The 26,830-nt window shown below is 72.7% G+C and carries 23 protein-coding genes and 1 pseudogene; 9 read left to right on the top strand and 15 right to left on the bottom strand.

The features are described 5' to 3' along the window. Positions 1–2: 2 nt before the first annotated feature. Positions 3–1,328 (bottom strand): 3-oxoacyl-ACP reductase, encoded by a 1,326-nt coding sequence (locus ACSLIC_RS10360; RefSeq protein WP_436737387.1) that lies wholly within the window; start codon positions 1,326–1,328, stop codon positions 3–5. Between the two features lie 172 nt (positions 1,329–1,500). Between ACSLIC_RS10360 and ACSLIC_RS10355 the strand changes: the two are divergent. Beyond that, positions 1,501–1,647, top strand: a pseudogene (locus ACSLIC_RS10355) (acetyl-CoA C-acetyltransferase); the annotation flags it as partial. A gap of 262 nt (positions 1,648–1,909) precedes the next feature. Further along, positions 1,910–3,859 carry an AMP-dependent synthetase/ligase gene (locus tag ACSLIC_RS10350; protein ID WP_436737386.1) on the top strand — a complete coding sequence of 650 codons (1,950 nt, stop codon included), beginning with the start codon at positions 1,910–1,912 and terminating at the stop codon, positions 3,857–3,859. 139 nt (positions 3,860–3,998) lie between these two features. Here the strand turns inward: ACSLIC_RS10350 and ACSLIC_RS10345 are convergent, their stop codons facing one another. Beyond that, positions 3,999–4,202 carry a cold-shock protein gene (locus tag ACSLIC_RS10345; protein WP_003948780.1) on the bottom strand — a complete coding sequence of 68 codons (204 nt, stop codon included), beginning with the start codon at positions 4,200–4,202 and terminating at the stop codon, positions 3,999–4,001. A 321-nt stretch (positions 4,203–4,523) separates the two neighbouring features. Here ACSLIC_RS10345 and ACSLIC_RS10340 point away from each other — a divergent pair, with 321 nt between their 5' ends. Then, on the top strand, positions 4,524–5,435 hold the full coding sequence (locus ACSLIC_RS10340) for a menaquinone biosynthetic enzyme MqnA/MqnD family protein (protein WP_436737385.1): 912 nt from the start codon (positions 4,524–4,526) through the stop codon (positions 5,433–5,435). A gap of 48 nt (positions 5,436–5,483) precedes the next feature. On the opposite strand, the gene ACSLIC_RS10335 is transcribed toward ACSLIC_RS10340, so the two are convergent. Then, positions 5,484–10,238 carry an FtsK/SpoIIIE domain-containing protein gene (locus ACSLIC_RS10335; RefSeq protein ID WP_436737384.1) on the bottom strand — a complete coding sequence of 1,585 codons (4,755 nt, stop codon included), beginning with the start codon at positions 10,236–10,238 and terminating at the stop codon, positions 5,484–5,486. 381 nt (positions 10,239–10,619) lie between these two features. Here ACSLIC_RS10335 and ACSLIC_RS10330 point away from each other — a divergent pair, with 381 nt between their 5' ends. After that, entirely contained in the window at positions 10,620–10,925 is a 306-nt protein-coding gene (locus tag ACSLIC_RS10330; RefSeq protein WP_436737383.1) for a WXG100 family type VII secretion target, read from the top strand. Between the two features lie 372 nt (positions 10,926–11,297). Here ACSLIC_RS10330 and ACSLIC_RS10325 read toward each other — a convergent pair whose 3' ends face one another. The 12 genes from ACSLIC_RS10325 to ACSLIC_RS10270 form a co-directional block, all read right to left on the bottom strand. Further along, the gene (locus ACSLIC_RS10325; RefSeq protein ID WP_436737382.1) at positions 11,298–11,885 is read right to left on the bottom strand and encodes a hypothetical protein; all 588 of its coding nucleotides are present in this window, start codon (positions 11,883–11,885) and stop codon (positions 11,298–11,300) included. A gap of 20 nt (positions 11,886–11,905) precedes the next feature. Next, the gene (locus ACSLIC_RS10320; protein WP_436737381.1) at positions 11,906–12,571 is read right to left on the bottom strand and encodes a hypothetical protein; all 666 of its coding nucleotides are present in this window, start codon (positions 12,569–12,571) and stop codon (positions 11,906–11,908) included. Next, a complete protein-coding gene (locus ACSLIC_RS10315; RefSeq protein WP_436737380.1) occupies positions 12,568–13,950 on the bottom strand; it encodes a hypothetical protein in 1,383 nt (460 codons plus the stop codon). Before ACSLIC_RS10315 ends, ACSLIC_RS10320 begins: the two co-directional genes overlap by 4 nt. A gap of 142 nt (positions 13,951–14,092) precedes the next feature. Beyond that, positions 14,093–15,538: a putative T7SS-secreted protein gene (locus tag ACSLIC_RS10310; RefSeq protein ID WP_436737379.1), complete on the bottom strand. Its 1,446-nt coding sequence runs from the start codon at positions 15,536–15,538 to the stop codon at positions 14,093–14,095. Continuing rightward, complete coding sequence (locus ACSLIC_RS10305; RefSeq protein WP_436737378.1) at positions 15,535–15,861, bottom strand: hypothetical protein; 327 nt, start codon at positions 15,859–15,861, stop codon at positions 15,535–15,537. The genes ACSLIC_RS10310 and ACSLIC_RS10305 overlap by 4 nt, the downstream gene beginning before the upstream one ends. Positions 15,862–15,952: 91 nt before the next feature. Continuing rightward, entirely contained in the window at positions 15,953–16,498 is a 546-nt protein-coding gene (locus ACSLIC_RS10300; protein WP_436737377.1) for a hypothetical protein, read from the bottom strand. Next, on the bottom strand, positions 16,495–17,166 hold the full coding sequence (locus ACSLIC_RS10295) for a hypothetical protein (protein ID WP_436737376.1): 672 nt from the start codon (positions 17,164–17,166) through the stop codon (positions 16,495–16,497). The genes ACSLIC_RS10300 and ACSLIC_RS10295 overlap by 4 nt, the downstream gene beginning before the upstream one ends. A gap of 56 nt (positions 17,167–17,222) precedes the next feature. Beyond that, positions 17,223–18,518: a hypothetical protein gene (locus ACSLIC_RS10290; protein WP_436737375.1), complete on the bottom strand. Its 1,296-nt coding sequence runs from the start codon at positions 18,516–18,518 to the stop codon at positions 17,223–17,225. Beyond that, positions 18,518–18,820 carry a WXG100 family type VII secretion target gene (locus ACSLIC_RS10285; protein ID WP_047141096.1) on the bottom strand — a complete coding sequence of 101 codons (303 nt, stop codon included), beginning with the start codon at positions 18,818–18,820 and terminating at the stop codon, positions 18,518–18,520. Before ACSLIC_RS10285 ends, ACSLIC_RS10290 begins: the two co-directional genes overlap by 1 nt. A 45-nt stretch (positions 18,821–18,865) precedes the next feature. Next, on the bottom strand, positions 18,866–19,804 hold the full coding sequence (locus ACSLIC_RS10280; RefSeq protein ID WP_436737374.1) for a hypothetical protein: 939 nt from the start codon (positions 19,802–19,804) through the stop codon (positions 18,866–18,868). Between the two features lie 86 nt (positions 19,805–19,890). Further along, a complete protein-coding gene (locus ACSLIC_RS10275) occupies positions 19,891–20,610 on the bottom strand; it encodes a hypothetical protein (protein ID WP_436737373.1) in 720 nt (239 codons plus the stop codon). Positions 20,611–20,696: 86 nt separating this feature from the next. Beyond that, positions 20,697–21,317 carry a hypothetical protein gene (locus ACSLIC_RS10270; RefSeq protein WP_436737372.1) on the bottom strand — a complete coding sequence of 207 codons (621 nt, stop codon included), beginning with the start codon at positions 21,315–21,317 and terminating at the stop codon, positions 20,697–20,699. A 505-nt stretch (positions 21,318–21,822) separates the two neighbouring features. On the opposite strand from ACSLIC_RS10270, the gene ACSLIC_RS10265 reads away from it, so the two are divergent. From ACSLIC_RS10265 to ACSLIC_RS10245, 5 genes are all read left to right on the top strand, one after another. Beyond that, the gene (locus ACSLIC_RS10265) at positions 21,823–22,473 is read left to right on the top strand and encodes a hypothetical protein (protein WP_436737371.1); all 651 of its coding nucleotides are present in this window, start codon (positions 21,823–21,825) and stop codon (positions 22,471–22,473) included. Beyond that, positions 22,461–23,516, top strand: a complete 1,056-nt coding sequence (locus tag ACSLIC_RS10260) for a hypothetical protein (RefSeq protein ID WP_436737370.1) — start codon at positions 22,461–22,463, stop codon at positions 23,514–23,516. Before ACSLIC_RS10265 ends, ACSLIC_RS10260 begins: the two co-directional genes overlap by 13 nt. A gap of 443 nt (positions 23,517–23,959) precedes the next feature. Next, positions 23,960–24,694, top strand: coding sequence for a hypothetical protein (locus ACSLIC_RS10255; protein WP_436737369.1), 735 nt, complete (start codon positions 23,960–23,962; stop codon positions 24,692–24,694). A gap of 11 nt (positions 24,695–24,705) precedes the next feature. Further along, entirely contained in the window at positions 24,706–25,533 is an 828-nt protein-coding gene (locus ACSLIC_RS10250; protein ID WP_436737368.1) for a hypothetical protein, read from the top strand. After that, a complete protein-coding gene (locus tag ACSLIC_RS10245; protein WP_436737367.1) occupies positions 25,530–26,828 on the top strand; it encodes a CpaF family protein in 1,299 nt (432 codons plus the stop codon). Before ACSLIC_RS10250 ends, ACSLIC_RS10245 begins: the two co-directional genes overlap by 4 nt. Positions 26,829–26,830: the final 2 nt, after the last annotated feature.

The following is a 26,830-nucleotide window of genomic DNA, read 5'->3' as shown; positions in this document are numbered from 1 at the left end:
GGTCAGGCCCCCAGCAGCGACTGGCCGCAGACCCGTACGACCTGCCCGTTGACGGCGCCCGAGGCGGGGTGGGCGAACCAGGCGGTGGTCTCGGCGACGTCGGCCGGGCGCCCGCCCTGCGCGAGGGAGTTCATGCGGCGGCCCGCCTCGCGGATGAGGAGGGGGACGGCGGCGGTCATCCTCGTCTCGATGAAGCCGGGGGCGACCGCGTTGACGGTGACGCCGTGCTCGGCGAGGGCGCGCGGCCCCAGCGAGCGGACCAGACCGACGATCCCGGCCTTGGAGGCGGCGTAGTTGGTCTGCCCGGAGTTGCCCGCGAGGCCGGCGATGGAGGCGGTGGCGACGATGCGCCCGCCGGGGCGGATCGTGCCGGCCCTGAGCAGGGCGTCGGTGGTGGTGAGGACCGAGGCGAGGTTGACGTCCAGGACCGAGGCCCAGCGGTCGGCGGGCATGTTCTGGAGCCGGCGGTCGCGGGTGATCCCGGCGTTGTGGACGAGGACGTCGAGGCCGTCGGGAAGGGCGGCGGCGATGCGTTCGCCCGCGTCCTCGGCGGTCATGTCGAGCGGCAGGGCGGTCCCGCCGAGCCGGTCGGCGACTTCCACCAGGTCGGCCTGGGCGGCGGGCACGTCGAGGACGACGACGTGCGCCCCGTCGCGCGCCAGGGTCGCCGCGACCGCCTCGCCGATGCCCCGGGCCGCCCCGGTGACCAGCGCGGTCCGCCCGGCGAGTGGCCGCTCCTCGTCGGCGGAGCCGGTCGCGGCGCCCCGCTCGCCGAGGGCCCCGGTGGTGATGACCTGCCCGCTGACGTACGCCGACTTGGGGGAGAGGAGGAAGCGCAGGGTGGACTCGGCGCCGGGGACGTCGGCGATCCGGACCAGCTGTACGGTCCGCCCGCGCCCCGCCTCCTTGCCGAGGGAGCGGACGAACCCCTCCAACGCCTGCTGGGCGGCGGCCTGGTGGTGGTCGGCCGGGTCGGGTGCGGCGCCGAGGACGACGATCCGGCCGCTGTCGCGGACGCCCCCCATGACGGGGTGGAGCGCCGCGTGGACCGCGCCGAGCCCGGCGGTGTCGCGTACGCCGGTGGCGTCGAGGACGACCGCGGCCGGGCGCTCGGCCTGGTCGCGTACGTCGAGCCCGGTGCGGGCCAGTGCCGCCGCCAGCGCGTCGCGGTGCGCGGAGACGCCGGCGCTGAGGTGGAGCAACGGCCCCTCCAGGGTGGGGTGTCCGGCGGACCAGCGGCGCAGCTCGGCGGGCTGGGGGAGGCCGAGGCGGCGGGTGGCGAACCGGCCCGGGGCGGTGCGGGTGAAACGCAGATAGCGGTCGGCCATTGTCGAACTCCCGGGTGGGTCGGTAATTTACTTCTGAGTAAGGTTACTCAAGGGTCAGGAGCTGGTCGAGATGAAGCCGCCCCACCGCACCGCACATCCGGTCGCCGTCCTCGGCGGCAGCCGCATCACCGTCGCCCGCTCCGAGGGCGCCGTGCCCCGGCTGCTGGAGCGCACCGGGCTCCCCCTCGCCGCGACCGGCACCCGCACCGTCGCCACCCCCGCCAAGCTGCCCGCCGAACGCGGGCGCCCCAGCCAGGAGCTGATCTCGATCTGCGCCGCCGGCGGCCAGGGAGTCACCGCGATCCTGGAACGCCCCTGACCGCACCGGCCCGCCTCCGGACCCGCACGCCGGAGGCCACCGACAGGGGAGGCGCGGCGCGCACCCGCCCACCCACGCCGCGCCGCGTCTCCCCGCAACCCGCCGGCCGGGAGCCTTCGCCAGACGTACCCCACCCGCACACACCGCCGACTCCACCCGACCCGATGTTCGCGCAACCCTCTGACGCACCAGTGCGGCTCCCCGCCCCCGCCGGGACGCCGCCCGCCCGCCCGCCGAGCCCACCTGCCGAGGAGCCGCCCTCATGTCCGCGTCCACCACCCCGCCCGCCGCCCCGCTCGCCCGCACCACCGGGGAGGACGGGCGGCCCCGCCTGGTCGTACCGGAGCTGCGCCGGGTGGACGGCACGGTCCGCGAGGCCGCCGTCCCGCCCTTCGCCCCGCCCGCCGCTGGCTCGCTCGCCGACATCCCCTTCGACAACGCCCGCGAGGCGCCCGGCGAGGCGGTCCTCTCCCGCAAGGACGAGGCCGGCGGCTGGCAGGACCTGACCGCCGCCGACTTCGCCGCCGAGGTGCTCGCCCTCGCCAAGGGCCTGGCCGCCACCGGCCTGGAGCCCGGCGACCGGCTCGCCATCATGGCCCGCACCACCTACGAGTGGACGCTGCTGGACTTCGCCGCCTGGGCCGCCGGCCTGGTCACCGTCCCCGTCTACCCGACCTCCTCGGCCTTCCAGACCCGCTGGATACTCCAGAACTCCGGCGCCAGGGCCCTCGCCGTCGAGACCGCCGGACAGGCCGCCGCCGTGGGCCCCGAACGCGACCGGCTCCCCGACCTCGCCCACGTCTGGTCCTTCGCCACCTCGGCCAAGGACCCAGGGGGCGACCTCGGCCGCCTCAAGGAGGCCGGAGCCGCGATCGGCGACGCCGAGATCACCCGCCGCCGCGGCGACCTCACCCCCGACACCACCGCCACCCTCATCTACACCTCCGGCACCACCGGCCGTCCCAAGGGCTGCGTCCTGACCCACGGCAACTTCTTCGCCGAGGTCGACAACGCCATAGAACTCCTCCACCCGGTCTTCACGTCGGTCTCCAAGGACCCCGCCTCCACCCTCCTCTTCCTCCCCCTCTCCCACGTCTTCGGCCGCATGGTCGCCATCGGCTGCCTGCGCGCCCGCGTCCGCCTCGGCCACGCCCCCAGCATCAGGACCGACGACCTCCTCGCCGACCTGGCCGGCTTCCGCCCCACCTTCCTCCTCGCCATCCCCTACGTCCTGGAGAAGGTCTTCAACACCGGCCGCGCCACCGCCGAGAAGATGGGCCGCGCCTCCTCCTTCGACCGGGCCGCGCGGATCGCCCGCTCCTGGGGCGAGGCCGTCGAGGCCCGGCAGCACGGCACGGGCCCGGGCCCCGGCCTGCCCCTGCGCGCCGCCCGCGCCCTCTACGACCCGCTGGTCTACCGCCGTATCCGTGCCGCCCTCGGCGGCCGCGTCCGGTACGCCATCTGCGGCGGCTCCCCCCTCGGCCGCCGCCTCGCCGCCTTCTACGCCGGCGCGGGCATCGAGATCTTCGAGGGGTACGGCCTCACCGAGACCACCGCCGCCGCCGTCGTGACCCCGCCGCTCAAGCCGCGCCTCGGCACGGTCGGCTGGCCCCTGCCCGGCGGCCGGGTCAAGATCGCCGACGACGGGGAGGTGCTGCTCGGCGGCGGCCACGTCTTCACCGGCTACTGGGACGCCGAGGCGGGCGAGGTCACCCGCGGGCCCGTCGACGGCTGGTTCCCCACCGGCGACCTCGGCGCCCTCGACGAGGACGGCTACCTGACCATCACCGGCCGCAAGAAGGACATCCTCATCACCACCGGCGGCAAGAACGTCGCCCCGGCCCCATTGGAGGACTGGCTCCGGGCCCACCCGCTGGTCGGCCAGTGCATGGTCGTCGGAGACGACCGCCCGTACATCACCGCGCTGCTCACCCTGGAGCCGGAGGGCATCGCGCACTGGCGGAAGATGCGGAAGAAGGAGGCGCTGCCCCCTGAGGAACTGGCCCGCGACCCGGAACTGCTGGAAGCGCTCCAGAAGGCGGTGGACGACGCCAACAAGCTCGTCTCCCGGGCCGAGTCGATCCGCCGCTTCACCGTGCTGCCGGTGGATTTCACGGAGGAGGCCGGGCACCTCACACCGTCGCTGAAGATCAAGCGGGCCGCCGTCGAGAAGGAGTTCGCCGAGGAGATCGAGGCGCTGTACCGGAAGTGAGCAGCCCTTCCGGGAAGGCCCCGGGAAGGCCCCGGGGAAAGGCAGGAGCCCCGTCCCCTCCGCCGAGGCGGAGGAGCGGGGCTCCTTGGGTACTGCTATCGGGACCGGATCAGTCGGCCACTCCCAGCTGAGCGGATGCTCAGGCGGGGGTGACGTTCTCCGCCTGCGGGCCCTTCGGGCCCTGCGTGACGTCGAAGGTCACGGCCTGGTTCTCCTCAAGGGAGCGGAAGCCGTTGGCGTTGATCGCGGAGTAGTGGACGAAGACGTCGGGGCCTCCGCCTTCCTGGGCGATGAATCCAAAGCCCTTTTCGGCGTTGAACCACTTCACGGTTCCGGTAGCCATAAGCCCTCCTTGGGCCAAAGGGTTGCCCTGCTCCAGAACCTGCAAGTGTGAAAACAAGTGCAAAAGTCTGAAAATGACGAGAGCCTGCGGTCACATGCTCCGCAGGCTCTGTACTGCAAGGGAAACCAAACTGCAACTTGCGGCGAGCCTAGCACGCAGGGGCTCGGCACCGGTAGAGGGAAAGATCACTTCACCCGGACGTTTGATTGCCGCTGGTCAGCCGTTGACAACGGTACACCCGGCCTGCTCGCGACGCTCCGCCCGGTACCGTTCGGCGGGCCCCCGCGTGAGCCCTGCGCAAGGCGGAGCTAGCCTCACGAGGTGGACACTTCTCGCGCTGACGCATCCGACGACCTCCCGACCGACCCCAGCGCGCGAGCGCACCGCGACGCGCCCGCCGGGCAGGCCCGCACCAGGCCCCGTGTCGGCCACATCCAGTTCCTCAACTGCGTCCCCCTCTACTGGGGGCTCGCCCGCACCGGGACCCTGCTCGACCTGGAGCTGACCAAGGACAGTCCGGAGAAGCTCTCCGAGCAGCTGGTCCGCGGCGACCTCGACATCGGACCGATCACCCTGGTCGAGTTCCTCAAGAACGCCGACGGCCTGGTCGCCCTGCCCGACATCGCGGTCGGCTGCGACGGGCCCGTCATGTCCTGCGTGATCGTCTCCCAGCTGCCGCTGGAGCAGCTCGACGGGCGCCGGGTCGCCCTCGGCTCGACCTCCCGCACCTCGGTCCGCCTGGCGCAGCTGCTCCTGGCCGAGCGGTACGGCGTCACCCCGGACTACTACACCTGCCCGCCCGACCTCGGCTCGATGATGCAGGAGGCCGACGCCGCCGTCCTCATCGGCGACGCCGCCCTGCGCGCCAGCCTCCACGACGCCCCGCGCCTGGGCCTCCAGGTCCACGACCTCGGCCAGATGTGGAAGGAGTGGACGGGCCTGCCCTTCGTCTTCGCCGTCTGGGCCGCCCGCAAGGAGTACCTCGCCGAGCAGGAGCACACCGTCCGCCAGGTCCACGAGGCGTTCCTCGCCTCCCGCGACCTCTCCCTGGAGGAGGTCGGCAAGGTCGCCGAACAGGCCGCCCGCTGGGAGGCGTTCGACGCGGAGCTGCTGGAGCGCTACTTCACCACCCTGGACTTCCGCTTCGGCCCCGACCAGCTCGGCGGCGTCCACGCCTTCGCCTCGCGCATCGGGGCGGGGGAGGTCCCGGTGGCGTTGCTGCCGCCGGCCTGAGTCGGCCGCGGGGGCCCCGCGCACCCGGGGTGCGCGGGGGAGCCTCGGCTACAACGGGGTGGTGACGGTGGCCAGTTCGCCGTTGCCCAGGTGGAGCATGCCCTTGCCCGGCGCGACCTGGCCGCCGGTCTGGCCACGCGAGATCCGTACGCCGATGAGGTCGCCGGAGGAGGAGTCCTGCGGGGAGAGCAGGATGCCGCGGCGGGCCTTCTTCGCGTCGACCTGCCAGCCGGAGAAACCGCTGCAGACGTCCTCCTCGTCGCCGGCGATGACCAGGGCGAGGCCGCGCTCGGAGCCGCGCTGGATCAGCTTCTTGAACTGGCCCTCCGCGTCGCAGTCCTCCAGGACCTCGCCGTCGTCCACGACCACCACCACCGGAGTCTCGGGCGTGGGCTCCGCCTCGTCGATCAGCTCCTCGAACTCGTCCTCGTCGATGTCGTCGCCGGTGAACACCTTCAGGACCTGGTCGTGGCCCTCCAGCTCCCGCAGCGGGGAGCGGCGCGGCGCCGCGACGACCAGCCGGACGCCCTGCGCCAGGAACGAGCGGACCATGGTCATGAGGACGGTGGAGCGGCCCGACTTGGCCGGGCCCGCGATCACGAACGCCGGGACGCCCTGCGCCAGGTCGGGCCCGTGGCCGGTCAGCTCGTCGCCGCCGACGCCGACCAGCGCCCACAGCTTGGAGCGGGAGACCTCCTGGTCGCGCAGCTCCCACGCCTCGTCGAAGGAGATGCGCGAGGGCAGGGTGTCGACCCGGAACGGGCGGCGGTCGCGCGGCACCCCGGCGTCTCGGGCCTGGGCGGCCTCGCCGATGGCGGTGATGGCCGCGGCCTGGCCCTGGCCGGTGGCGTCCTCGGCGAGCAGCGCGAACTGCGTCTCGGTGCCGAACTCGTTGCGGTAGCCGCGGCCGGGCGGGATCTCCTCGGGGACCTTGCGGGCGGGGATGCCGAGCATCGAGAAGTCGGAGCGGTCGGCGAGCCGCAGCCCGTACTTGTCCTCGGTGAGGGTGGCGACGCGGCCCACCAGGAGCTGCCGGTCACCGGTGATGATCATGTGGATGCCGACGCTCGCGCCCTCCCGCATGATCGTGGTCAGCTCGTCGGTGAGGGAGCCGTGGTCGATCTCGCCGAGGGTGGGCAGCCAGCCCTCCCAGCGGTCGAGCAGGCAGACCAGGTGCGGCAGCCGCTCCTGGTCGGTGGCCGAGGCCCGCTGCTCGCCGATGTCGGCGAAGCCCGCCTCGGCCAGCAGGTCCTGGCGGCGCCCCAGTTCCCCCTTGAGCCGGTTGATCAGCCGCATCACCCGCTCGGTCTGGTTACGGCCGACGACGGCGCCGGTGTGCGGCAGCCGGGTCAGGGCGTTGAGGGCGCCGTTGCCGCAGTCGATGCCGTAGAGGTGGACATCGGCGCAGGAGTGCGTACGGGCCAGCGAGGCGGCGATGGTGCGCAGGACCTGGGAGCGTCCTGAGCGGGGCGCTCCGCCGATCATCAGGTGGCCGAAGGTGGCGAAGTCGACCACCACCGGGCGGCGGGCCTGGTCGGCGGGGAGGTCCTCCACGCCGTACGGGGCCGGCGGGAGCGCGCCCGGGGCGAGTGTGGTGGCGGCGGGGGCGGGGATCTCGTCGAGCAGCAGGGTCTCGGAGAGCGCCGGGAGCCAGGGGCTGTGCTGGGGCGGGATGGCGAGCGCGGTGTTGGCCTCGCGGACGGCGTCGACCAGCACCTTCAGGTCGGTGATCTCCTCCTCCTCGCGGGCCTCCACCTTCGGTTTGGTCAGGGCCGCGCGGCCCAGGTCCGGCCAGCCGAGCGCGCCCACCCAGGGGGTGAGCAGCTGCGGGTCGGCCGCGCCGGGGCGGCGGCCACCGACCCGGCCGGACTGGAAGGGGACCAGGGAGGCGTGGCCCAGGCGGACGTAGGCGCGGCCCGGGGTGGACTTGGAGATGTGCCCGGCCTCGGGGGAGTCGATGACGTCGCTGGACTCGCCGCCGTCGGTGACGCGCAGGGCGATGCGGAGGTTGGTGTTGGCACGGATCTCGGGTGAGACGACGCCGCTGGGCCGCTGGGTGGCGAGCAGCAGGTGGATGCCGAGCGAACGGCCCCGCTGCGCGATGTTGACCAGGCCGGTGACGAAGTCGGGCAGGTCGCGGACCATCGAGGCGAACTCGTCGATGACGATGAGGAGCCGGGGCACCGGGGCGTGCGACGGATCGCGGCGGACCAGGTCCTGGTAGTCCTCGATGTCCTTGGCGTCGGCGTCGGCGAGGATGTGCTCGCGGCGCTTCAGTTCGGCGCCCAGCGACTCCAGGGCGCGCTCCACCAGATGGGCGTCGAGGTCGGTGACCATGCCGACGGTGTGCGGCAGCTTCACGCAGTCCTTGAACGCCGAGCCGCCCTTGTAGTCGACGAGGACGAACGTCATGTTCTCCGGGGTGTTGGCGACCGCGAGGGCCGCCACGATCGTCTGGAGCAGCTCGGACTTACCGGAACCGGTGGTACCCGCGATCAGGCCGTGCGGTCCGTCCTTGCGCATGTCGATCCCGAACGGGCCGTCGTACGACTCCCCGATGACCGCCATGGTGGACTGGCCGCCCATCCGCCAGCGGGCGGCGATCGCCTCGGAGGTCGGCGGCTCCAGCTGGAGCACGTCGAGCAGGCGGCTGGAACCGGGCAGCGCGGAGTCCTCGGTCTCCCCGCTGATGTCGCGCAGCGGGGCGAGGGCGCGGGCCAGCCGCAGGCACCAGGCGGCGGAGACGAACTCGGGGCGCACCAGAGTGCGTTGCTCGGAGCCGTTCTCCTCTACGCGTAGCCGCAGCTGCTCCTGGCCCGCCTCGGCCTCAGTGTGCCCGGTGGGGTGCCACGCCTGGAACGAGGGGAAGGTGCCCGGGCGGGCCACCGCGGCGGCGGGGACGGCCCGCGAGGCGGGGTCCAGCTCGCGGGGCCTCGGCTCGGCGACGACGACGGCCAGGCACTCGCCCGGCAGGAACCGCTCCTCGGTGTCGAGGCAGAGGGCGTAGATGTGGGCCTCGGGGCCTTCGCGCAGCAGCCGCACGACGCCGGGCAGCGAGCGCAGCCGGCGGGAGCCGTCCCAGACGACGAGGATGTCCGGGTCGGAGAAGCCGGCGTTCTGGCCCCGGTTCTCCTGGAGCGCCTTCTGGCGGGCGTCGAGGAGCTGGGTGAGTTCGCCGATCCGGGCGCCGACCGTCTCCGCGTCCGTGCCGATGAGGAGGTTGACGTCCTGGCCGCCGGCCGGGCGGCTGTGCGGCAGCCACCGCGTCCACTCCCAGTCGGGCTGGGCTCCGGTCTCGGTCAGTACGTAGAACTGCACGTCCATCGGGCTGTGCAGGGCCGCGGTCTGGGCGAGGGCCCAGCGGCCCATGGCCCGGCCCGAATCGCCGGGACCGGCCATGCCGACCACGCCGAGCTGGCGCAGCGGCAGGGTGACCGGGGCGTCCTGGATGCGCCAGGTCACCTCACGGCGGTGCTCGTCCTGTTCGGGGTCGTCGAGGACGACCTCGGAGGGCAGGTAACCGGTGCCGACGCGCAGCAGCAGGTGGTCCTGGTCGGTGCGGCGCCGCTCCCACAGGCGGGTGCGCGGCCCGGTGCACAGGGACAGCACCAGAGCGGGGTCGGGCACCGCCTGCCGCCGGTCGAGGCGTTCGGCGACCAGGGCGTCGCGGGCGTCCTGCTGGATGCGGGCCTTGGTCTCCTTGTACTCCTTCACCGTCTTGGCGTGCGAGCGGCGGCCGTGCTTCTTGTCCATGAAGTAGTTGCCGAAGAGCATCAGGGGGCTCAGCAGCGCCATGATCATGTAGTACCAGCGGCCGAAGATCGCCACCGCGACCACGGCGCCGACCAGCGGGAAGAGCGCCATCAGCCAGGGCAGCGGCCGGGCCTCGTACTCCTTGGGGCGGCTCGGCAGGTGGAAGCGGGTCTGCCGTGTCGGGGGGCGGAGCCTGGGCGGGCGGTTGTAGTCCAGGCCGAGACCGTCCTCGGACCATTTGAGCGCCGCGTTGGGCGGGGTGTAGCGGTTCAGCTCCAGCAGGGTGTTGCCGATGGCTATCTGGCCGCCCAGGGGCCAGCTGTCGCCCTCGACCGGCTCGCCGTCCAGGGTGATCTCGCGGTCGCCGCGCGGCGGGCGGACCTTGCGCGGGTCGCCGTCGGGGAGGGCGAGGCCGTCCTTGACGTCCTTGGCCCGCTGCTTCTCGCGCTTCTCGGCCTCCCGTTCCTGCCGCTTGACGCGCTTCGCCCGCTCCTTGGGCGTCTCGCCGGGCGGCGGCTCGGTGGGCGCCGGCCCTTCCTCCTCGCCGGGGGAGACGGACTCCTGGTGGACGGCGATCTGGCAGGTGCCGTCGGTCGCCACCGACAGGGTCAGGGCGCGGGCGTCGAGTTCGGGGTCGTCGATGCGCAGGCGGGCGGCGAGGCCGCTGCCGATGTCGTACCGGCCGACGCCCAGCCGGTGCACGGAACCCGCGGACGGCCCGCCGACGACGCGGAGTTCGACCAGCCCGGAGGGCTCCCCCGGCAGACAGCCCGCCGGGTCGTGGAGGCTGACGACCGCGCCGTCGCGCAGCGCCGAGGTGGGGATGGTGGCGTGGGGGTCGACGGGGTGGCCGTCGACGAAGATCTGCGGACCGCCGTCGCCGCCCGCCGCGCCCTGCCCGATCGGAACGACCTGGCCGTGCCCGGACACGCCGAGGCTGTCGGCCAGTTCGCGGGCGATGGCCGCCGCCGGGGCTTCCGGGTCGGCGTCGAGGACGACGTCGGTACTCTCCCCGCCGAAGGGGTCGACGACGGTCAGAGTCAGGCGCACGGCTGCTCGGCCTCCCACAGGTCCCCCGTGCCCGCTTCCTGGACGCGGGCCACCGATGAGCCGACGATAGCGGTCGGGTTCGGCCCTGGGGCAATGGGCCGCTGTGGGGAAAGCGTGGACGCGCCCCTCGCTGCACGGGCCAAGCCGCAGGTACGGGGCATTTGGGGCGCCGGGGCGGCTGGAGAGGCTGTCATGGTGCTGTCACAACTCCGCGGAAGCGGGGGGATCGGGGGTGTCCGCTCTTGACTCCCGCCCGTAAGCTGCTTGCTCAAGAGCGGACGATCACACCGGTGGCCGCGCGCGCCGCGCGGGGTCCGCCGGTCCGCGACAAAGGGAGCCACGGGGGCTGTCCCTGCGGCGAGTTGAAAAGGGGAGCGCTTCATGGGCCAGGGCAAAGACCTTGACGTCACATACCAGGACATGCGGGATGCGGCCAAGCATGTCGTCAAGGAGAAGGGCAAGGTCGACGAGAAGCTGGACGGGCTGCGCAAGTACATCGCCAACCTGGTCGAGTCCGGCTACGTGACCAAGAGCTCGTCCAAGGCGTTCGACGAGAACTTCGATGACTTCACCAAGGGCGCCAAGAAGACCATGGAGGGTCTGGACGGCATGGCCGACTACCTGACCATGGCCGCCGACAAGTTCGAGCAGATCGACGACGAGCTGGCCAAGTCCGCCAAGAAGTAAGGCGGCCACGCCACTTGAGGCGACTGCGAAGCCCCGGCTCCCCGGCTCCCGGGAAGCCGGGGCTTCCGGCTCGTTCGGGGGCGCCCGGCCGGTGAGAAGCCGTCACGGCCGGGCCGCCCGAAGTCATCTGACCCGGCGCCGGGTCGGGCCGGAGCCCCGCGGCGACCTCGGCCGGCTCCGCCAGCCGCCGGACGAGCCGTGCCGGGTCGTGGCGGACGCTCCGCGCCATGACGCCCCTGCCGAACTCCGCGCACCGCCGGGCGCAGGTGGGCCTCACCATGGGCATGCCCTGGGGCTCGCCGGCCTCGGGAAGACCACGGGTGGCTCCCGCGGCGCGGTCTCCCGCGACGCCGGCCGGACCCGGGTCACGCGTCAGAGCGTCAGCGACAGCGCCATGTTGTCCACGATGGCGGTGATCGGCTCGTCCAGGACGGGTTCGGTCCAGGAGCAGGTCAGGACCAGGAGGCCGTTCTCGCCCCTGGGCTGGACGCCGTAGGCGAGGGTGCGGATGACGGGGCGGGAGCCGAAGAGGCGCTTCTTCTCGCCGATGATGTCCTGGCGGATGCGGACGGCGGGGCCGAGGGGGAGGTCGGTGTGGTCGATCTGCGGTGGGCCGAAGTCCTCGGAGGCGAAGTGCTCGGCCATCCACTGAGGGGTCACCTCGGGGGTCGCCTCGTCGGGGAGGACGGCGTTGAGTTCGACCAGGCCCGCCGAGGCGTCGAAGCCGCTCACGTACCAGGCGAAGGCTCCCAGCGGCCCCCGGGTGGCGCTCTCCTCGGCGACCGAACGCAGGTCGCGCGAGAGACGCTTCATGTCGGCCCGTTCACCCTCGGCCGCGTAGCGCGCGGCGAGTTCCGCCGCCGTCCCCTCGGCCCAGGCGCCGAGGCTGAAGGGCGGTGCCACGTCGGGGAGCGGAACCCAGTCCTCGTGGTGGTTCACACCGAGGTCGGAGATGTCCATCAGCGGTCGGTCCTTTCTGTTCACGCGTCCGACGGCGTGGAGCCGGACGGCTGCTCCTCGTCGGACTTCTCGGCGCCGGCACTGTCCTGACGGGTCTCGCCCACCCAGACGAAGGTGTCGGCCACGGCGTCGAAGAGTCCGGTCATCGCCTCCTCCAGGGGTTCGAGCGGAGTGGAGAAGGAGAGCAGCAGGAAGGCTTCGGCGCCTGGGACGGGAAGGTGGTAGTCGACGCCGACCGAGATGTCGGACCGGCCCGTCTCCTCGTCCACCGTCCCGCGCTGCTTGCTGATGACCCGCACGGCGGGCCCGGAGGGCAACTCGCCCACGCCCACCTCGACGGTGTGCTTCCCCTCCGACAGCCGCTGGGCCAGAGCCTCCAGCGGCAGCCCGCCCCGGTGCGGAAGCGGTGCCAGGGTCACGAGCAGTGAGGCGGGGACGGTGACGGGGCCCGCCTGCTGGAGGCTGAGGTACAGCTCGATGCCGCCGTTGCGGTACGCCTTGGAGGCACGCTTGCGCAGGTCGCGGCGGAGTTCCTCCTTGACGTGCGGGGCGTTGTCCACGCCCTCGAACTGCTGCTCCACCAGGGCGTTCACCGAACGGTCCCGGGCCTCGGGTTCCAGCGGGATGCGGAACCAGCCGTCGGGGAGCAGCAGCCGGTAGTCCCGGGGCTGGTCGGGTGGGGTCACGAGGACGGGTCCTTCCAGGAGATCGGGCGTTCGAAGTGCAGACGGCTGCGCAGGTGGTGCACGCACCAGGGGGCGAACTGGAGGAGGAGTCCGGCCACGCCGAGCAGGACGGAGGTCCAGGCGGCGACCGCGGATTCGATGCGGACGACCGGCGCCCACCAGACGGAGAAGGCCGAGGAGAACATCATGACGAGCGTGGAGTTGACTGCGCCGACACTGCGGGCGAAGTACGCGGCATGCCGTGCCTCCTTCGCCCTGGGCTCGGGGAACGCGGCGCCAGGGCCCCGGAGGAGGTCAGAGTAGGAGAGCGCCACCGCACTCACCTTCCGCTCCTCGCAGGGCAGCGGCACCGCGCGACGGAACCGGTGCCACGCCGCCTCCCCACCCGGCCCCGCGAACCAGTCGGCCCACGCGCCGATCGGCGCCCGGACACCGGAGGCGTAGCGCAGTTCCACACCGACCGGCTTGCCGTCGGGACCCGTCATCCTGACCAGCGCGACGGCCGCCGCGGAGCCGGAGAGGGCGCGGCGTACGTCGGCACCGTACGGGTTGACCACCGACAGCTCCCCGGGGAAGACCCGCAGGACGGCCCGGGAGACGAAGCGTCTGGTGGCCACGGTTCCCCCGCCGCCCTCGGGTGGCCCGGGGCAGGGGGAGACCTCCACCGACGGGGGCGGACCGAGGCGGGCGGCCGAACGGTTGCGCAGGGCGGTGACGCGCCGCACCGTCAGCCGTGCCACGGGGGCGACGAACGCGGCCACCGCGGCCAGCAGCATCAACCAGGGCAGGCTCGCCTCGGAGAAGTACAGCACCGTGAACGCGAGGAACCACACGGCGCCCGCAGCGACGCGGAGCGCCTGGTACCACAGCGGAAGCGTCGGTCCCGGGCTGAGGAGGAGCGCCAGTTCCCGCCACCACGGCTCGCGCGGCGCGTCGGGCCGGCCGCGCTGCGTCCGGTCGACAGGGACCCCGCAAGCCTTGAACAGAGCGGAGATCCCACTGCGGTGCACCGCTTCCTCGAAGCCCAGCCAGCGCCCGCCCGCCGGAATCCACTGGTACGGCAGGAGCCGGCCCACCGGCCGCCCCGACGAGTCCAGGAGCCACACCTCACCGGCGCCGCGCTCCCGGCCGACCGTCTCGGCCCCCGGGAAGACCAGCAGCGCCCGGCTGATGCCCTGTGGGCCCGACAGCGGGTACCGCGTCTCACGGCGTACGCCGAAGAAGCCGCGCGAGCGCAGGACGAGCGCCTTGCCGTCGAAGAACAGCCGCGACCAGACGCTGATCTCCACCCCGGGCCCCGGCTCGGCCGCAGGGCGGAGAGCCGGCTCCGGCGTGGTGCGGGGCCGGCCGCGGAGGCTGGCCACGTCGGTGGTGGACATCGCTGAGGAACTCACTGGTGAGGCGGTGTGGTGAGACGTCCCCGACCGGATCGGCCGGGGAGGGGCGGCGGGCGGAGGGGCCCTGCCGCACCACCGTACGAAAGCCTTCCCGTACCGTCCACGGCGGCTCCCGCTCGGCCCGTCACGGGACCACGGCCCTTCCCGCGCCCTTGAGGTCGCTCACCATCGCTTCGCCCGCCGCCTTGGGGTCGGTGACCGCGCCGTACGCGCCCTCCGCGCCGGCCAGGGTGCCGGTGAGGGTGGAGCCCGCCCAGACGCCGGTCATCCCGGTGAAGTTGCCGCCGCCCTTCGCGACCTCGGCGATCGCCCTTCCCTCTGCCGAGATGCCCCGCAGATCCGCGCCCGCGCGCGCGAGGGAGGGATCGAGTTCGCCTATCGACTTCGGCAGCGCCATGTCCTTGGGCTTGGGGCCCAGGCTCGTCAGGTCCGCCCAGGTGTCCTTGGCGAACGCCTTGGGGCTGTACCCCTCCTTGAGGTTGGCCTTGCTGGGGAACCAGCTCTTGGGCGCGTTCGCCATGGCGTCGGCGTGCTTGCTGCCGCGCAGGGCGCCCTGGGTGCCGCCCTTGTTCGCGGCCTTCCACGCCTTGTTGACCTTCGTCCCCTTGGCTATCGCCTGCTGGTAGAGCTTGGTACGCGCCATCGCCCGCGCCCCCGCCGAAGCCGCCTTGCCCCCGGCGACGGCCGCCCGGCCCAGCCCGAAGGTGGCCACGCCCACGGCGTCCAGGATCACCGACTTCAGGCTCCCCTCGCCGCCCAGGTAGAGCGTGAGGTCCACGGCGAGGGCGGTGATGCTCGCGATCAGGGCCACAGCGTTGAGCACGGCGGCGAGGATCTGCCCGACGACCGGAATCCAGCCGATGGCCAGGGCCGCCACCCCCGCCCACATGGCGATCTTCCCCGCCCACTTCGAGATCTCCTTCAACCACCCGGAGTTCTCGTGCACCCAGTTCTGGAACTTGTCCTTCCAGCCGTCCTTGAGGCCGTCGTCCCCGATGACGTCGTGGATGGCGTCGGCGGCGCGCTTGGCCGCCGCGTCGCGGATGCCCTTGGCGGAGGCCACGGCCTCCCTGGCCGCCTTGAGGGCCGAGTCGGCGCTCTCCTCGGCCTTCTCGTGGCGCTTGGTGGCCGGGTCGTCCTTCGGGGTGTCGTCCGGCTGGGCGGCGAGGGCGCTCTTGGCGGTGCGGCGGTCCTCGTCCGCGGCCTCCGCGTCGCTCAGCGCCTTGTCGGCCATCTTCTGGGCGCGCGCCAGCTCGGAGGCGTACTGGGTGCTGCACACGTCGGCGTTGACGGTGGTGCCCAGGGCCCGTGACGCCTCGTCGTAGCGGCGGAACGCCTTGCGGAGCTTGTCGCTCGCGCCCTTGGCCTGGTCGCGGTACTCCTCGGCGGTCTTGGACTTCCACGCCTCGACGGAGGCGAGCGCCTTGATCTCGCCGGCCTGCTTCTCGATCGCCTCGGCGGTCTTGCGCAGTTCGCGGCCGAGGCGGGCGACATCCTCGGGGTCGCCCGGTACCGGGTCACCGGACTCGCCGACGACCTCCCAGCGGTGGGACGCGGGGCGGGAACTCATGAGCCACCGCCCTTCTTGCCCTTGCCGCTCTCCTTGTCGGCCTCACGCAGCGCGCGGGCCAGCTCGGAGTCCAGCTTCTCGTACGAGTCCGCGGCGGTCTTGGTGATCTTGTGGAGCTTGTCCAGCTCCTCCATCAGCTTGCGTCGCCGGATCTTCCAGTTGCCGTCGAACTCGTCGAACGCGTCCAGGAGTTTCTGCGACCCCATCTCGCCCATCCCGTACCCCTTGGCCGGGTTGGCCCGCTTCTCGAAGGTGTCGTGGACCCGCTTCAAGGCCCGCGCCGACTCCTTGATGCGGTCTATGTCCGCTTCCTGGTCCCCCATGATGCCCCCAACGTGCTGACCGTCTGGGCAAGACCGTAGCCAGGAGGCCGCGGCGCTGGCCAGTCAGGGCCGGGCCCGGAACGGCGGAGCCTCAGGTACGCGACCACCGCAACGACCCCCCGATCGCCCGGCACAGCCCGCCCATCGGGCCCGCGCTGCCGCTGACCGGGATGCGGAAGGAGAGGTGGAGGAAGCCGCGGCGGCCCGGGATCTCCACGTACAGGTCGAGGGATTCGGCGGTGGTGACGAGGACGGCGGGGCCCGCCGGGTGCGGGGGGCGGGTGACCGTGGCGGCCGGGTGGCGTTCGGTGAGGTGGGCGGCGAGGGAGTCGGCGGTGGCGGCGGGGAGTTCGCCGGTCGCCATGAGGGAGACCAGCAGGGAGACCGGGGTCAGGGCCGACTCGGCGGTGTCCGCGCGGAGGTAGATCTCCAGGGCGCCCCGGGCGACACCGGCCTCGGTGATGTTGCGCAGGGCCTTCCAGAGTTCGGCGCGGGTCGCGGAGGACATCCGGTGCTCGGCGGCGCGGCGGTCGGCGTAGAGCTTCAGTTGGGGGCGCCAGCGGTCCTGGCACAGGTCGATGCGGAACCAGTCGCGGGGGACGAGGAGCCGGTAGTCGTCCGGTGGCGCGGCGTTCACCAGGGCGTCACCAGGGGAGTGCCCTCGTCGTCGAAGAGCCGCAGGCTCTTGACCACGCCCGCGAACATCGAGGAGAAGACGTCCCAGCCCTCGGCGGACGGGGTGGACATCTCCAGGATCACCACCGTCTCGTTGGGCAGCGGCAGGTGCACCTGGATGAACCAGGTCGGCATCAGGGTGTCGGCTCCGCCCCCGGTCAGCACCCCGCTCACCGGGGTCTGCCGCACGCCGATGCACGAGACGGCCTTCCCGCACGCCAGCTTCAGCCGGTCCACCTCGCCGGTGCCCAGCGAACGCAGCGCCTTGGAGGTGGCCTTGAGCGGATCGCCGCCGGCCGAGCCGGGCAGGTCCCGCAGGACGACGTGGACTTCGGCCGAGCAGCGCTCCCCCTCGACCTCGGTGATGACGAACCCGGCGTACTGCACGCCCTCCTCGATGAGGGTGTCGTAGTTGCCCGCCACCATCACCGCCCACTGGACGCGCATCTCCTCGCTGCCCTTCGGCAGCACCTCCGCGGAGAGGGCGAGCAACTGGTCGGCGAGGTCGTCCGGGTCCTCGAACCGCGCGGGCAGCTCGAAGAAGCCCTCCGGCATCACCCAGCGGACGTGAACGGGGCGTTCACCCGGGGCAGCCGTCGCCTGACGGTGCTCGGGAGCGGTTGCGGTCATGGTTCTCCCCGCGCGGCGACGCCGGAGCTACGGACTCCGGCGCCGCCGCGCGACGGTCAGGCGGCGAGGGCCGCGTGGAAGGGCCGGGGCGACGGGTCCAGGACCGGGGTCGGGGCGAGGTCGGGCAGTTCCCCGGACGGGGAGGGCGAGGGCGGCGGGGTCGGGGCCGGGCCCGGCCGGGGCTCCGGCACGGGGCCGCGGCTGTCCCCCGGGTCTCCGGTGGACTCGCCGGTCTTGCCGGTGGCGATCTTGTACACGGCGGAGATGAACCCGGCGCCCTTGATGGCGCTGGTGATCGCCTCCCCGGCGAGCGGCGCACGGCCGACCTTGGTGAGGATGCCGTTGACCGCGGTGACCGCGAGGCCGTTGAAGAACTTCTCCCCCACGCCGGCGAGCGCGCCCCGCCCGGCCCCGCCGAAGGCGCCCCTGACCCCGCCCATCACCCCGCGGAACCCGCCCCCGAGCCCCCGCAGGCCCTTGAGCGCCCCGAAGCCCTTGAGGGCACCGAGCCCCGGGACGACGCCCAGCACGTCGAGGCCGAGCTTGAGGAGGTTGAGCTTGCCGCCGCGCGCCGTCATGTCGTACGCGTGCCCGGCCAGTGCCAGCGCGCTGCTGACCACGGCGAGGGCGGCGAAGATGGGGGCGAGTACCTGGAGCGGCGGGACGAACGCGCAGATCACGGCGAGGACCGAGAGGATCGCCGAGAGGTTGGCGAGACCGTCGGCCCAGTCGGCCAGCCAGTTCATGAAGCCACCGGGGTCGCGCACCCCGTCGTGGTGGATGATGTTCTTGATCTTCTTCTGGGCGGCCTTGGCCGCGTCGTCGCGGATCTGCTTGGCCTCGGAGACGTCGCGTATGCAGTCGATGACGATGTCGTAGTTGTCGTCGCGCTGGTCCTCGTACCGCTTCTGCTCGGCGGGGGACAGCTCACTGTCCGCCGGCCGCACTGGACCGGGCGGGCCGACCTTGTCCAGTGCCTTCTGGTACTTCTCGTTGGCCGTCATCGCGCGGGTGCGCGCCTTGTCCGCCAGTTCCTGGGCGCGGTTGAGCTGGCTGGCGTAGTTCTTGGCGCCGTCGGTGACCTTGGTGCCCATCGCGGTGGCCGCCTCGTCGTAGCGGTCGTAGGCCCGTTTGAGGCGTCCGGCGGTGTCGCCGGCTATCTCGTGGAAGGCGCGGCCGGCGTCACTGTCCCAGCCCTCCACCGTGGCCAGCGCGTCGATGGCGGCGGACTGCTCCTTGATGGCGTCCGCCATGTCCCGCAGGTCCTTGCCGAGCTTGGCCACCTCGTAGGGGTCGCCGGGTATCGGGTCGCCTTCGTGGATCGGGTCCCAGTCGGTGGGGCGTCCGGCCATCACTTACCACCCTTCTTGGCGTCGCGGAGGGCCTTGGCCAGTTCGCTGTCCACCTCGTCGTAGGTCTTGGCGGCCGTGCGGGTGTACTCGGAGAGGTTCTTCAGGTCTTCCATCAGCTTCTTGCGCGTCTTCTTCCAGGTGCCGGAGAAGTCGTCGAAGACGTCGCGCAGCTTCTCGCTGCCCAGCTCCTCCTGGTACCCCTCGGCCGGGTTGCCCCGCTCCTCGAACTCGTCATGGATCTTCTTCAGGTCTCTGGAGCACTGCTTGATCATGTCCAGATCCGCCCGGACCCTGTCCGCCATGTACGACCCCCGTCGTTCTGTCACTCACTGATTCATCGCGGCCCGTCAGCCCGTCAAGGCGTCCGACCCGTCGCTCGGACCCAGCAACTTCGCCAGTTGAGGGGAGAGTTCGGGTACGGGTGCGCCCGCCGCCTGGGCCACTCGTACGTCCGCCAGGTAACGCAGCGCCGCCTGACGGCCGCGCTTCTCGCGCACCCCTTGCCGGTAGCCCACCACCCACAGCGTGATCGCGACGGCCACGCCCAGGCCGAGGCCGGCGTACCCGACGGGTTCGTCTTCGAGGTAGGCCCACATCGCCGCGCCGGCCGCGGCGCATGCGGACAGGAGACCTACCTCCCCGTGCCAGCTCCCCTTGCCGACCGACTGCTCCCAGACGGTGACCTCGGCCGGCTTGCGCGGCAGCCGGACCTCGCCGGAACTGCGGGGGGCGGACGGCACCGACGGCGGGGTCGCGCCCTTGGCCGCGCCGACGGGCGCGATGTCCGGCAGCGGATAACCGGGCTTGCCCCCCGTCCGGGAGGACCCCACCAGCCAGTCCGGCACGTGCGTCAGTGTGAGGCCGTGCGCGCGGGCCAGTGCGAGGACCTCGCGGTAGGCGGTGAGGACCGGGTCGCGGTGAGCGCGGTGCCACTTCCTGACGACGTGCACCATCGAGGCGATACCCAGAACGGCGGCGACGGCCGCCGCTGCGAGGAGGAGCGTCCGGCGTCCGACGAGGGAGGGGTGAACGGGCTCGGCGAAGGGGAGCACCACGGCGGCGAGCACCAGCAGCGCGGCCAGGCAGGACGTGCCGACACCGACGGAGGAAGTCGCCCTACGCCCCCGCCGCAACTCCTCGCGGACCCGCTCGTCGTCGGTGAAGTCCACCCCCACCCGCTGTCCCACGCGGCGCACGGCCTCGTGCAGGACGGGGTCACGGCGCAGCGCGGCGCCGCTCACCGGCAGCAACTGCGGTGCGGCGCTGGGGTCCTGGCTCGCTGACATGGTGTCAAGCGTACTCACATTCGATGAGTGCGAGGTGCTTTCGGCGGGAGGAAAAACGGGGGCTTGCCGGGGTGGCCGGGCCGCCGTCAGCCGGTCGCCGCCCCCCGGTCGGGCTCCGGGCCGTCCCCGATGAGGGCGAAGGCGAAGGCGAGGCGGCGGTCGAACCAGTCGGCCCGCAGGGTCATCTCCTTGCTGCCCGCCGAGTGCATCACGGTCTCCTCGCCCGTCGACCAGATCAGCGGGCGCGGCTTCTTCTTCGCCGGCCCGCCCTCGCCGCCGCGCATCGCGCTGTCCAGCAGGGCGAACGTGGCGCTGAGGCCGACGGTGAATGCCTTCCCGGCCAGGCCGTGCTGAGCGAGTTCCCCGGCGCCGGTGATCTCGGGGCGGCCGGGCTGCGCCACCCGCCAGGTGTGCCGCCGCAGGACGCCGCCGGGGAGCCTGCGTACGGTGCCGACCTCGGCGCCGTACGCGTCGCGCACCGGGTAGGCCCGCACTCCGTTCTCCTCCTCGGGCACGCCGACCGAGCAGAGCAGCCGCTCCAGCGCCGCGTCCTCGAACAGGGCGAAGGCCGCCCCCGGGACGCGCGCGGCGGTCTCCTCGGCGTCGGCTGTGTAGGCGCAGGGTGCGAAGACCTGGTCGTACCCCTTGCGGCCGCGGGGAACCCGGACGGCCCGCTCGCCCCGTACCGCCTGGTGCCGCTTCTTCGTGACGGGCCGCTCCAGGGTGCCGACCACGAAGCGGTTGACGTCGGCCCAGGGCACCGTCTCCACCGGCGGCTCCGGCTCCTTCTTCCTCCCGATGGCCACGCGGCCCCCCTCGTCGTCGAACCCGGCCGCGGTCCGGCCGCCCCGGGCTTCGCCGACCCTACCGAGACCGGCCCCGGCCCCGCCGGTCAGACCGCCACGTTCTCGTAGAGGACGCGTATCCCCGCCTCGGAGAGGGAGACGCCGAGGGGGCGGATGCGGCTGGTGCGGAGTTCGATGGCGTCGCCGGAGTGGAGGTGGAGGTCGGCGGCGGCCCGGCCGCGTCCGGCGGGCAGGAGGACCACGCCGAGGATGTCCGGGAACGGGATGTCGGCCGACGCGCCGTTCTCGGACCGGAGTTGGAGGTGGCCGTCGCGCAGGGCGAGGACGGCGTCGCGCGGCGGGACGGTGTCCCAGGGTGAACCGGGGGCGGGACCGGGCTCGTTGAGGCCGACGCGGACCGCGTGGCACTCGGGACCGAGGTCGGCGCCGTGGCGTGCCGCGCGGATGTCGCTGACGAGGGAGGCCGCCCGCCGCCGCTCGGCGAGGAGCAGCACGAGCGGAATGCCGCAGACGAACCCGATCAGCAGGAAGACCAGACCGACGGCGCCCAGGGCGTCGCGCTGCACGGTCAGCCCGTACACGGCGACGGCCAGCGGAACGGCGGTGAACAGCCAGTAGAGCACCCGGGCATCGGCCGCCGGCTCCACCAGCAGCCCGGATTCGCCCGAGGCGAGCCGGGCACGTCGCCGGGCGCGGTCCTCGCTCATGGGGCGCTCTCCCCCGCTTCACGGCCGCGGCCGACGCCGACGTGCCCGCCGCCGTGCATCAGGTGGTCACTCACGAAGGTGCCCTCGGGTGGTGGGGGGAGGGGCCCGGGGGAGGGCCCGGCTGCGGGCGCGATCATCGCACAGGGGGCGGGGCGGGGTAAGGGGGGCGTGAGAGGTGGCCGGCGGTGGTGGCGCACGTCGGGGCGGGTCCTGCGGCGCTCATCCGGGTCTGGTCGGCGTCGGGGGGGCGCGGCGCGGAGCCGTCGGCGCGAGACCCTTCACGGCAGCGCCTCGTGTGCACCGCTCGGCTCGCGGAAGAACTCCGAGAAGCGCGGGGACGCCCTGCGGGAGCACGGGCGCGCGCTGAGACGCGGAAGCCTCTTCGCTGCCGATCCGCGTCACGTCAGTCGGCCTCGTGATGGCGGAAGTGCTCCTGGAGTTTCAACGGGTGTCGCACTAACGTCAGTTCACCCTGTCCCCTGACTGCCCCGTCCAGGAGTCGAATGTGAACCGCCGCACGTTGTCCCTCGCGCTCGCCGCCGCCGCGACTCTGACGCTGTCGGCCTGCGGCTCGGACGAGGCTCCGTCCGCCGCCAAGGACGCGATCGAGGGGGCGGAGAAGGGGGACGGCGCCCAGAAGGAGGCGCCGTCCGCGGAGCCGTCGAAGGCGGCCGGGCGTCCGGAGATCACACTGCCGGACGACGTCGAGAACGTCTTCGAGGAGTGGAAGACGGGGGACAAGACCAAGGACGCGATCCTCACGGACGTCTCTCACCGCATCAACGCCACGGATTACGCCATCACCAAGGCGGACCCGGAGGCTGAGGCGGTCAAGTTCTACTACCGGGGCAAAGCCCTGGCGGAAGCCCAGGATTGGGTTCTTGGGTACAAGGAGGACGGGCTGTCCATCACGGGGACGGTTCGCTTCCATTCACCGGGCATCGAAGTGTTCTCCAAGAGTTCCGCCGGCATCACCTACTGCGCCGACGAGAGCAAGGGTTTCGTCAAGGACCGGGAGACCGGCAAGGCGGAGAAGACCGACTCCAGCGACAACTCCCATGTTCTCTACAGCGCACGCGTAGAGAAGACCGCGGCGGGCGTCTGGCAGACCACCGAGCTTCTTTCCGAGAGGGGGAACGCCAAGTGCGTGTCCTGAAACCCAGGGGTTCGCTGTTGCTGGCCTTCGCCGCAGCGACCGCTTTGGCGCTGCTGTCCAGTCCTGCGTCCGCCGACCGGCGCCCCGGCTCCCAGGGAGGCACACAGGGAGGCACACAGGCGAAGGGTGGCAGAAGCGGCGCCACGCTGACCTCCCAGATCACCTACTCGGGGAACACCGGTGGCGCAGGCGGCGGCAGCCGGAACCAGGCCGTCACTCCCGTCGGCGACTGGACCCCGCCCGCCTGCTGGTACGAACCCCGTACGGCGAAGGAGTTCGCCACGTACATGGAGGACATGTACGACAGCGTGGTGAACATGCCGGGCCAGCACAGCTACGCCAAGACCTCGGCCGGGCAGACGCGTGAGTACTACAAGGACGGCGAGTACGAGAACTACAACCTCAAGGAGTCCGACGAGGGCCTCTGGTGGGTCGCGGTGCGGGACGAGGACCGCTGGATGGAGGAGGCCGCGAAGGCGTGCAGCGAGCCCCCCGCCTGGGTCGAGAACGGGGAGACCCCCGACCTTCCGAACGCCGTCACGCCCGAGGTCCTCGCCCAGCTCGCCTACGACCAGATACGCGTGCCGGACACCGAGGTCAGCCTGGCGCCCGGGGGCAGGACCAAGGTGAACCTGCCGACCTGGGCCTGGCTGGACCGGGCGACCTTCAAGCCGGTCTCGGTCACCGCCTCCCTCGCGGTGAACGGGGTGAACATCTCGGCCACCACGGTCGCGCGCCCCGATTCCCTGGCCATCGACCCGGGTACGAAGGACGCCGCCCTGCACCCGGCCTCCGGGGAGTGCGGGCTGGACGGGGGCGGCGTCGGCGAGCCGTACGCCGAGGGGAAGGCGGCGCAGGAGCCGCCGTGCGGCGTGACCTATCTGCGGGCCTCGGGCGGGAGCGCGTACGACCTGAACGCCACGGTGACCTGGAAGGCCGGCTGGACGGGTACCGGGCAGCCCCAGGAACAGGCGTTGCCCGACGGCGCGTTCGGCGGCGGCCAGGACGTGGTGGTCGAGGAGATCCAGTCCGTCAACCGGTGACGATGTGGGGAGATCTCGCGAAGATGCCCGATCCCCCCGGCGCGGGGACGGCGCCGCCCGGCGGTCCGCTCGCAGTGACGGGCCGTCAGGTGTGCGGGGGGCGGGGTGTACCGTCCTCTCGCGCGGTTCGCTGCGGCCATCACGCCGTGACGGCGTGAAATCCCCTGGCCAGAAGCGGAGTTCGGGATCGTGGGGGCCGGGGTGGGAACCGTGACCACCACCCCCGGCGTGACACACACCGGAGCCACTCGACCGCCTCAAGGGCCCTTCAGCCCTTGAGGCCGCCCCGCCCGCTGCTGATACGGTGCGTTGGCCCGACGCGTGACTACGCGCGGCGCGCCGGACCGCCAGACGGGTGGGGCGCGGCGGACGACCGCAGGTGGTGTCGGCATCTCTGCGGGCCGGGCGACGACGACGGATTCTTGGGTACGGGGAGCGGCTGCGTGAAGATCCAGGAGCGTGCGGGTGGGGGCAACAACCGGGCCTCCGCGCCGGCACAGCCGGGTGTGGGTGAGCGGCTTCCCACGCCGCCCAGGGAGCGCAAGCCGGCCCTCGCGGCCCTCGCCGTCCTCCTCATCCTCGTAGGCGCCCTCGGCGCGACCGTGCTGGTGCTGCGCGCGGGCGACCGAATATCGGCGATCAAGATCGAGAAGGAGATCCCGGTCGGAGCCGCCGTCACCGACGACGCCGTGACCGAAGTCCTCGTCGCCGCCGACGAGTCGGTGAACTACGTCGAGTGGTCGCAACTGGCCTCGCTGAAGAAGCTCAAGGCCAAGTACACGATCCCGAGCGGTGCCGTCGCCGTCGGGGAGATGTTCGCCGAGGGCACCGGCCTGCCCGAGGGCAAGGTCAACGTCGGCCTCTCCCTCAAGGAGGGCCAGTACCCCTCCGGGCTCAAGCCCGGTGACTCCGTGACCGCCTACCGCGTCGGCGACGCCGCCAAATCGCGCACGGGCAACGCCGAGCAGGGCTCCGGTTCCACCGCGGGCGCCCCGCTGGTCGAGAGCGCCCAGATCGCGTTGGTCCGCCAGGCCGAGGACGGCTCGGTCAACTCCGGCACCCTGCCCGTCACGGTCACCGTGGACAAGGCGGTCGCCGGACCCCTCGCCCAGGCGGCCAACGCCGGTGAGGTCGCCCTGGTGCGCCTGCCCGCCGGCGGCGCCTCCGACGGCAACTGAGGGGGCCCGCCATGGCCTTGATCGCCCTCGCCGCCGACAAGGGCTCGCCCGGCGTCACCACCGCCGCCGTCGCCCTGTCCGCCGTCTGGCCCCGCCGTGTCCTGCTCGCCGAGACCGACCCGGCCGGCGGTGACCTGCTGTACCGCAGCGCCGCCGCCCACGGAGGCTCGCTCGACCCGAACACCGGCATGCTGTCGATAGCCGCCACCGCTCGCCGGGGCCTCGTCCCCGACCAGCTCTGGGACCACACCCAGCCGCTCTCCGGCGGACTCGACGTGCTGGTCGGCATCGGCAGCGCCGAGCAGGCCGCCGGGTTCACCGGGCTGTGGCCGACGCTCGGCCAGTCCTTCGCCCAGCTCGGCGACTCCCCGCACGCCCCGGCCGACGTCATCGCCGACTGCGGGCGGATCAGCGGCGACACCGCCGCCGTCGAACTCTTCCCGTACGCCCAGCTCGTGCTGCTCGTCTCGCGGACGACCCCGGAGGCGCTGGCGCGCGTACGGGACCGGGCCGGCCACCTCACGCAGCGGCTGCACGGCGGGCCGCGCGGGGCCGCCGGGATCGCGACGCCGCTGATCGGGGTCGTGCTCGTCACCGACCCGTCCGGCTCGGCCAAGCTCGTCCACCAGGTCAACGACATGCTGGTGGCCGGGCAGACGGGCGCCCGCGTCGTCGGCACCCTCGCCGACGACCCGGCCGGCGCCGACCAGCTCGCCGGGCGCCGGCGCGGGCGGCTCGACAAGTCGCTGCTCATCCGGTCCGCCCGGAAGATCAGCGCCGACCTGTACCAGCAGTTCGGCGCCGCCTGGAGCACCCCCGCCGCGGGGGCCGGGCGATGAGCGTCGACCACCAGCTCGTCAAGCGGTTCCGCCAGGAGGCCGGCGACCGCATCGCCGAGCAGCGCCGACTCGACCAGGTATCCGGCGTCGCCGCGATGTCCGGCGAGGACGAGCGGCAGTACGCGCGTGCCGTCATCGCGCAGATCCTGGAGGAGTACGCCCGCACGGAGATCAACGCCGGGCGCACCCCGCCGGACGCGGAGACCGAGGAGCAGTACGCCGCCGCCGTGCACGCGGCGCTCTTCGGCGTCGGCCGGCTCCAGCCGCTGCTGGACGACCCCGAGGTCGAGAACATCGACATCAACGGCGCCGACCAGGTCTTCGTCGGCTACGCCGACGGCCGCGAGGCCAAGGTGGACCCGGTCGCCGAGTCCGACGAGGAACTGGTCGAGCTGATCCAGATCCTCGGCGCCTACTCCGGTCTCTCCTCGCGCCCCTTCGACTCCGCCAACCCCCAGCTCGACCTGCGGCTGCCCGACGGCTCCCGGCTCTCCGCCGTCATGGACGTCACCCGCCGCCCGGCCCTGTCCATCCGCCGCGCGCGCATGGGCAAGGTCTTCATGTCGGACCTGGTCGGCAACGGCACCCTCACCCCCGAGGTCGGCCACTTCCTGGCCTGCGCGGTCCGCGCCCGCAAGAACATCATGATCGCGGGGGCCACCAACGCCGGAAAGACGACGCTGCTGCGGGCACTGGCCAACGAGATCCCGCCCGCCGAACGCCTCATCACCGTCGAACGCGCCCTGGAACTCGGCCTCGACACCTTCGCCGACCTCCACCCCAACGTGGTCGCCTTCGAGGAGCGCCTGCCCAACTCCGAGGGCCAGGGCATGATCTCGATGGCCGAGCTGGTGCGCCGCTCCCTGCGGATGAACCCCTCGCGGGTGATCGTCGGTGAGGTCCTCGGCGACGAGATCGTCACCATGCTCAACGCGATGTCCCAGGGCAACGACGGCTCGCTCTCCACGATCCACGCCAACAGCTCGCACGAGGTCTTCAACCGCATCTCGACCTACGCCCTCCAGGCCAGCGAGCGCCTCCCCATCGAGGCCAGCCAGATGCTCGTCGCCGGGGCCGTCAACTTCGTCGTCTTCATCCAGCGGCGCAACAACTACCAGACCGGCGGCCGGCTCCAGCGCATGGTGACCTCCATCCGCGAGGTCAACGGCGTCGACGGACGCGTCCTGTCCAGCGAGATCTTCGCCGAGACCCCGGACGGACGCGTCGTCCCGCACGCCCCGATCGCCTGCCTCGACGACCTGGTGGCCTTCGGCTACCGGGGGAACTGGGCGTGATC

This window comes from Streptomyces sp. BBFR102 (assembly GCF_051397025.1).
In the GTDB taxonomy this organism is placed as follows: domain Bacteria; phylum Actinomycetota; class Actinomycetes; order Streptomycetales; family Streptomycetaceae; genus Streptomyces.
The sequence above is the reverse complement of the archived record's forward strand: the minus strand, read 5'-3'. Positions and strand labels throughout refer to the sequence as shown.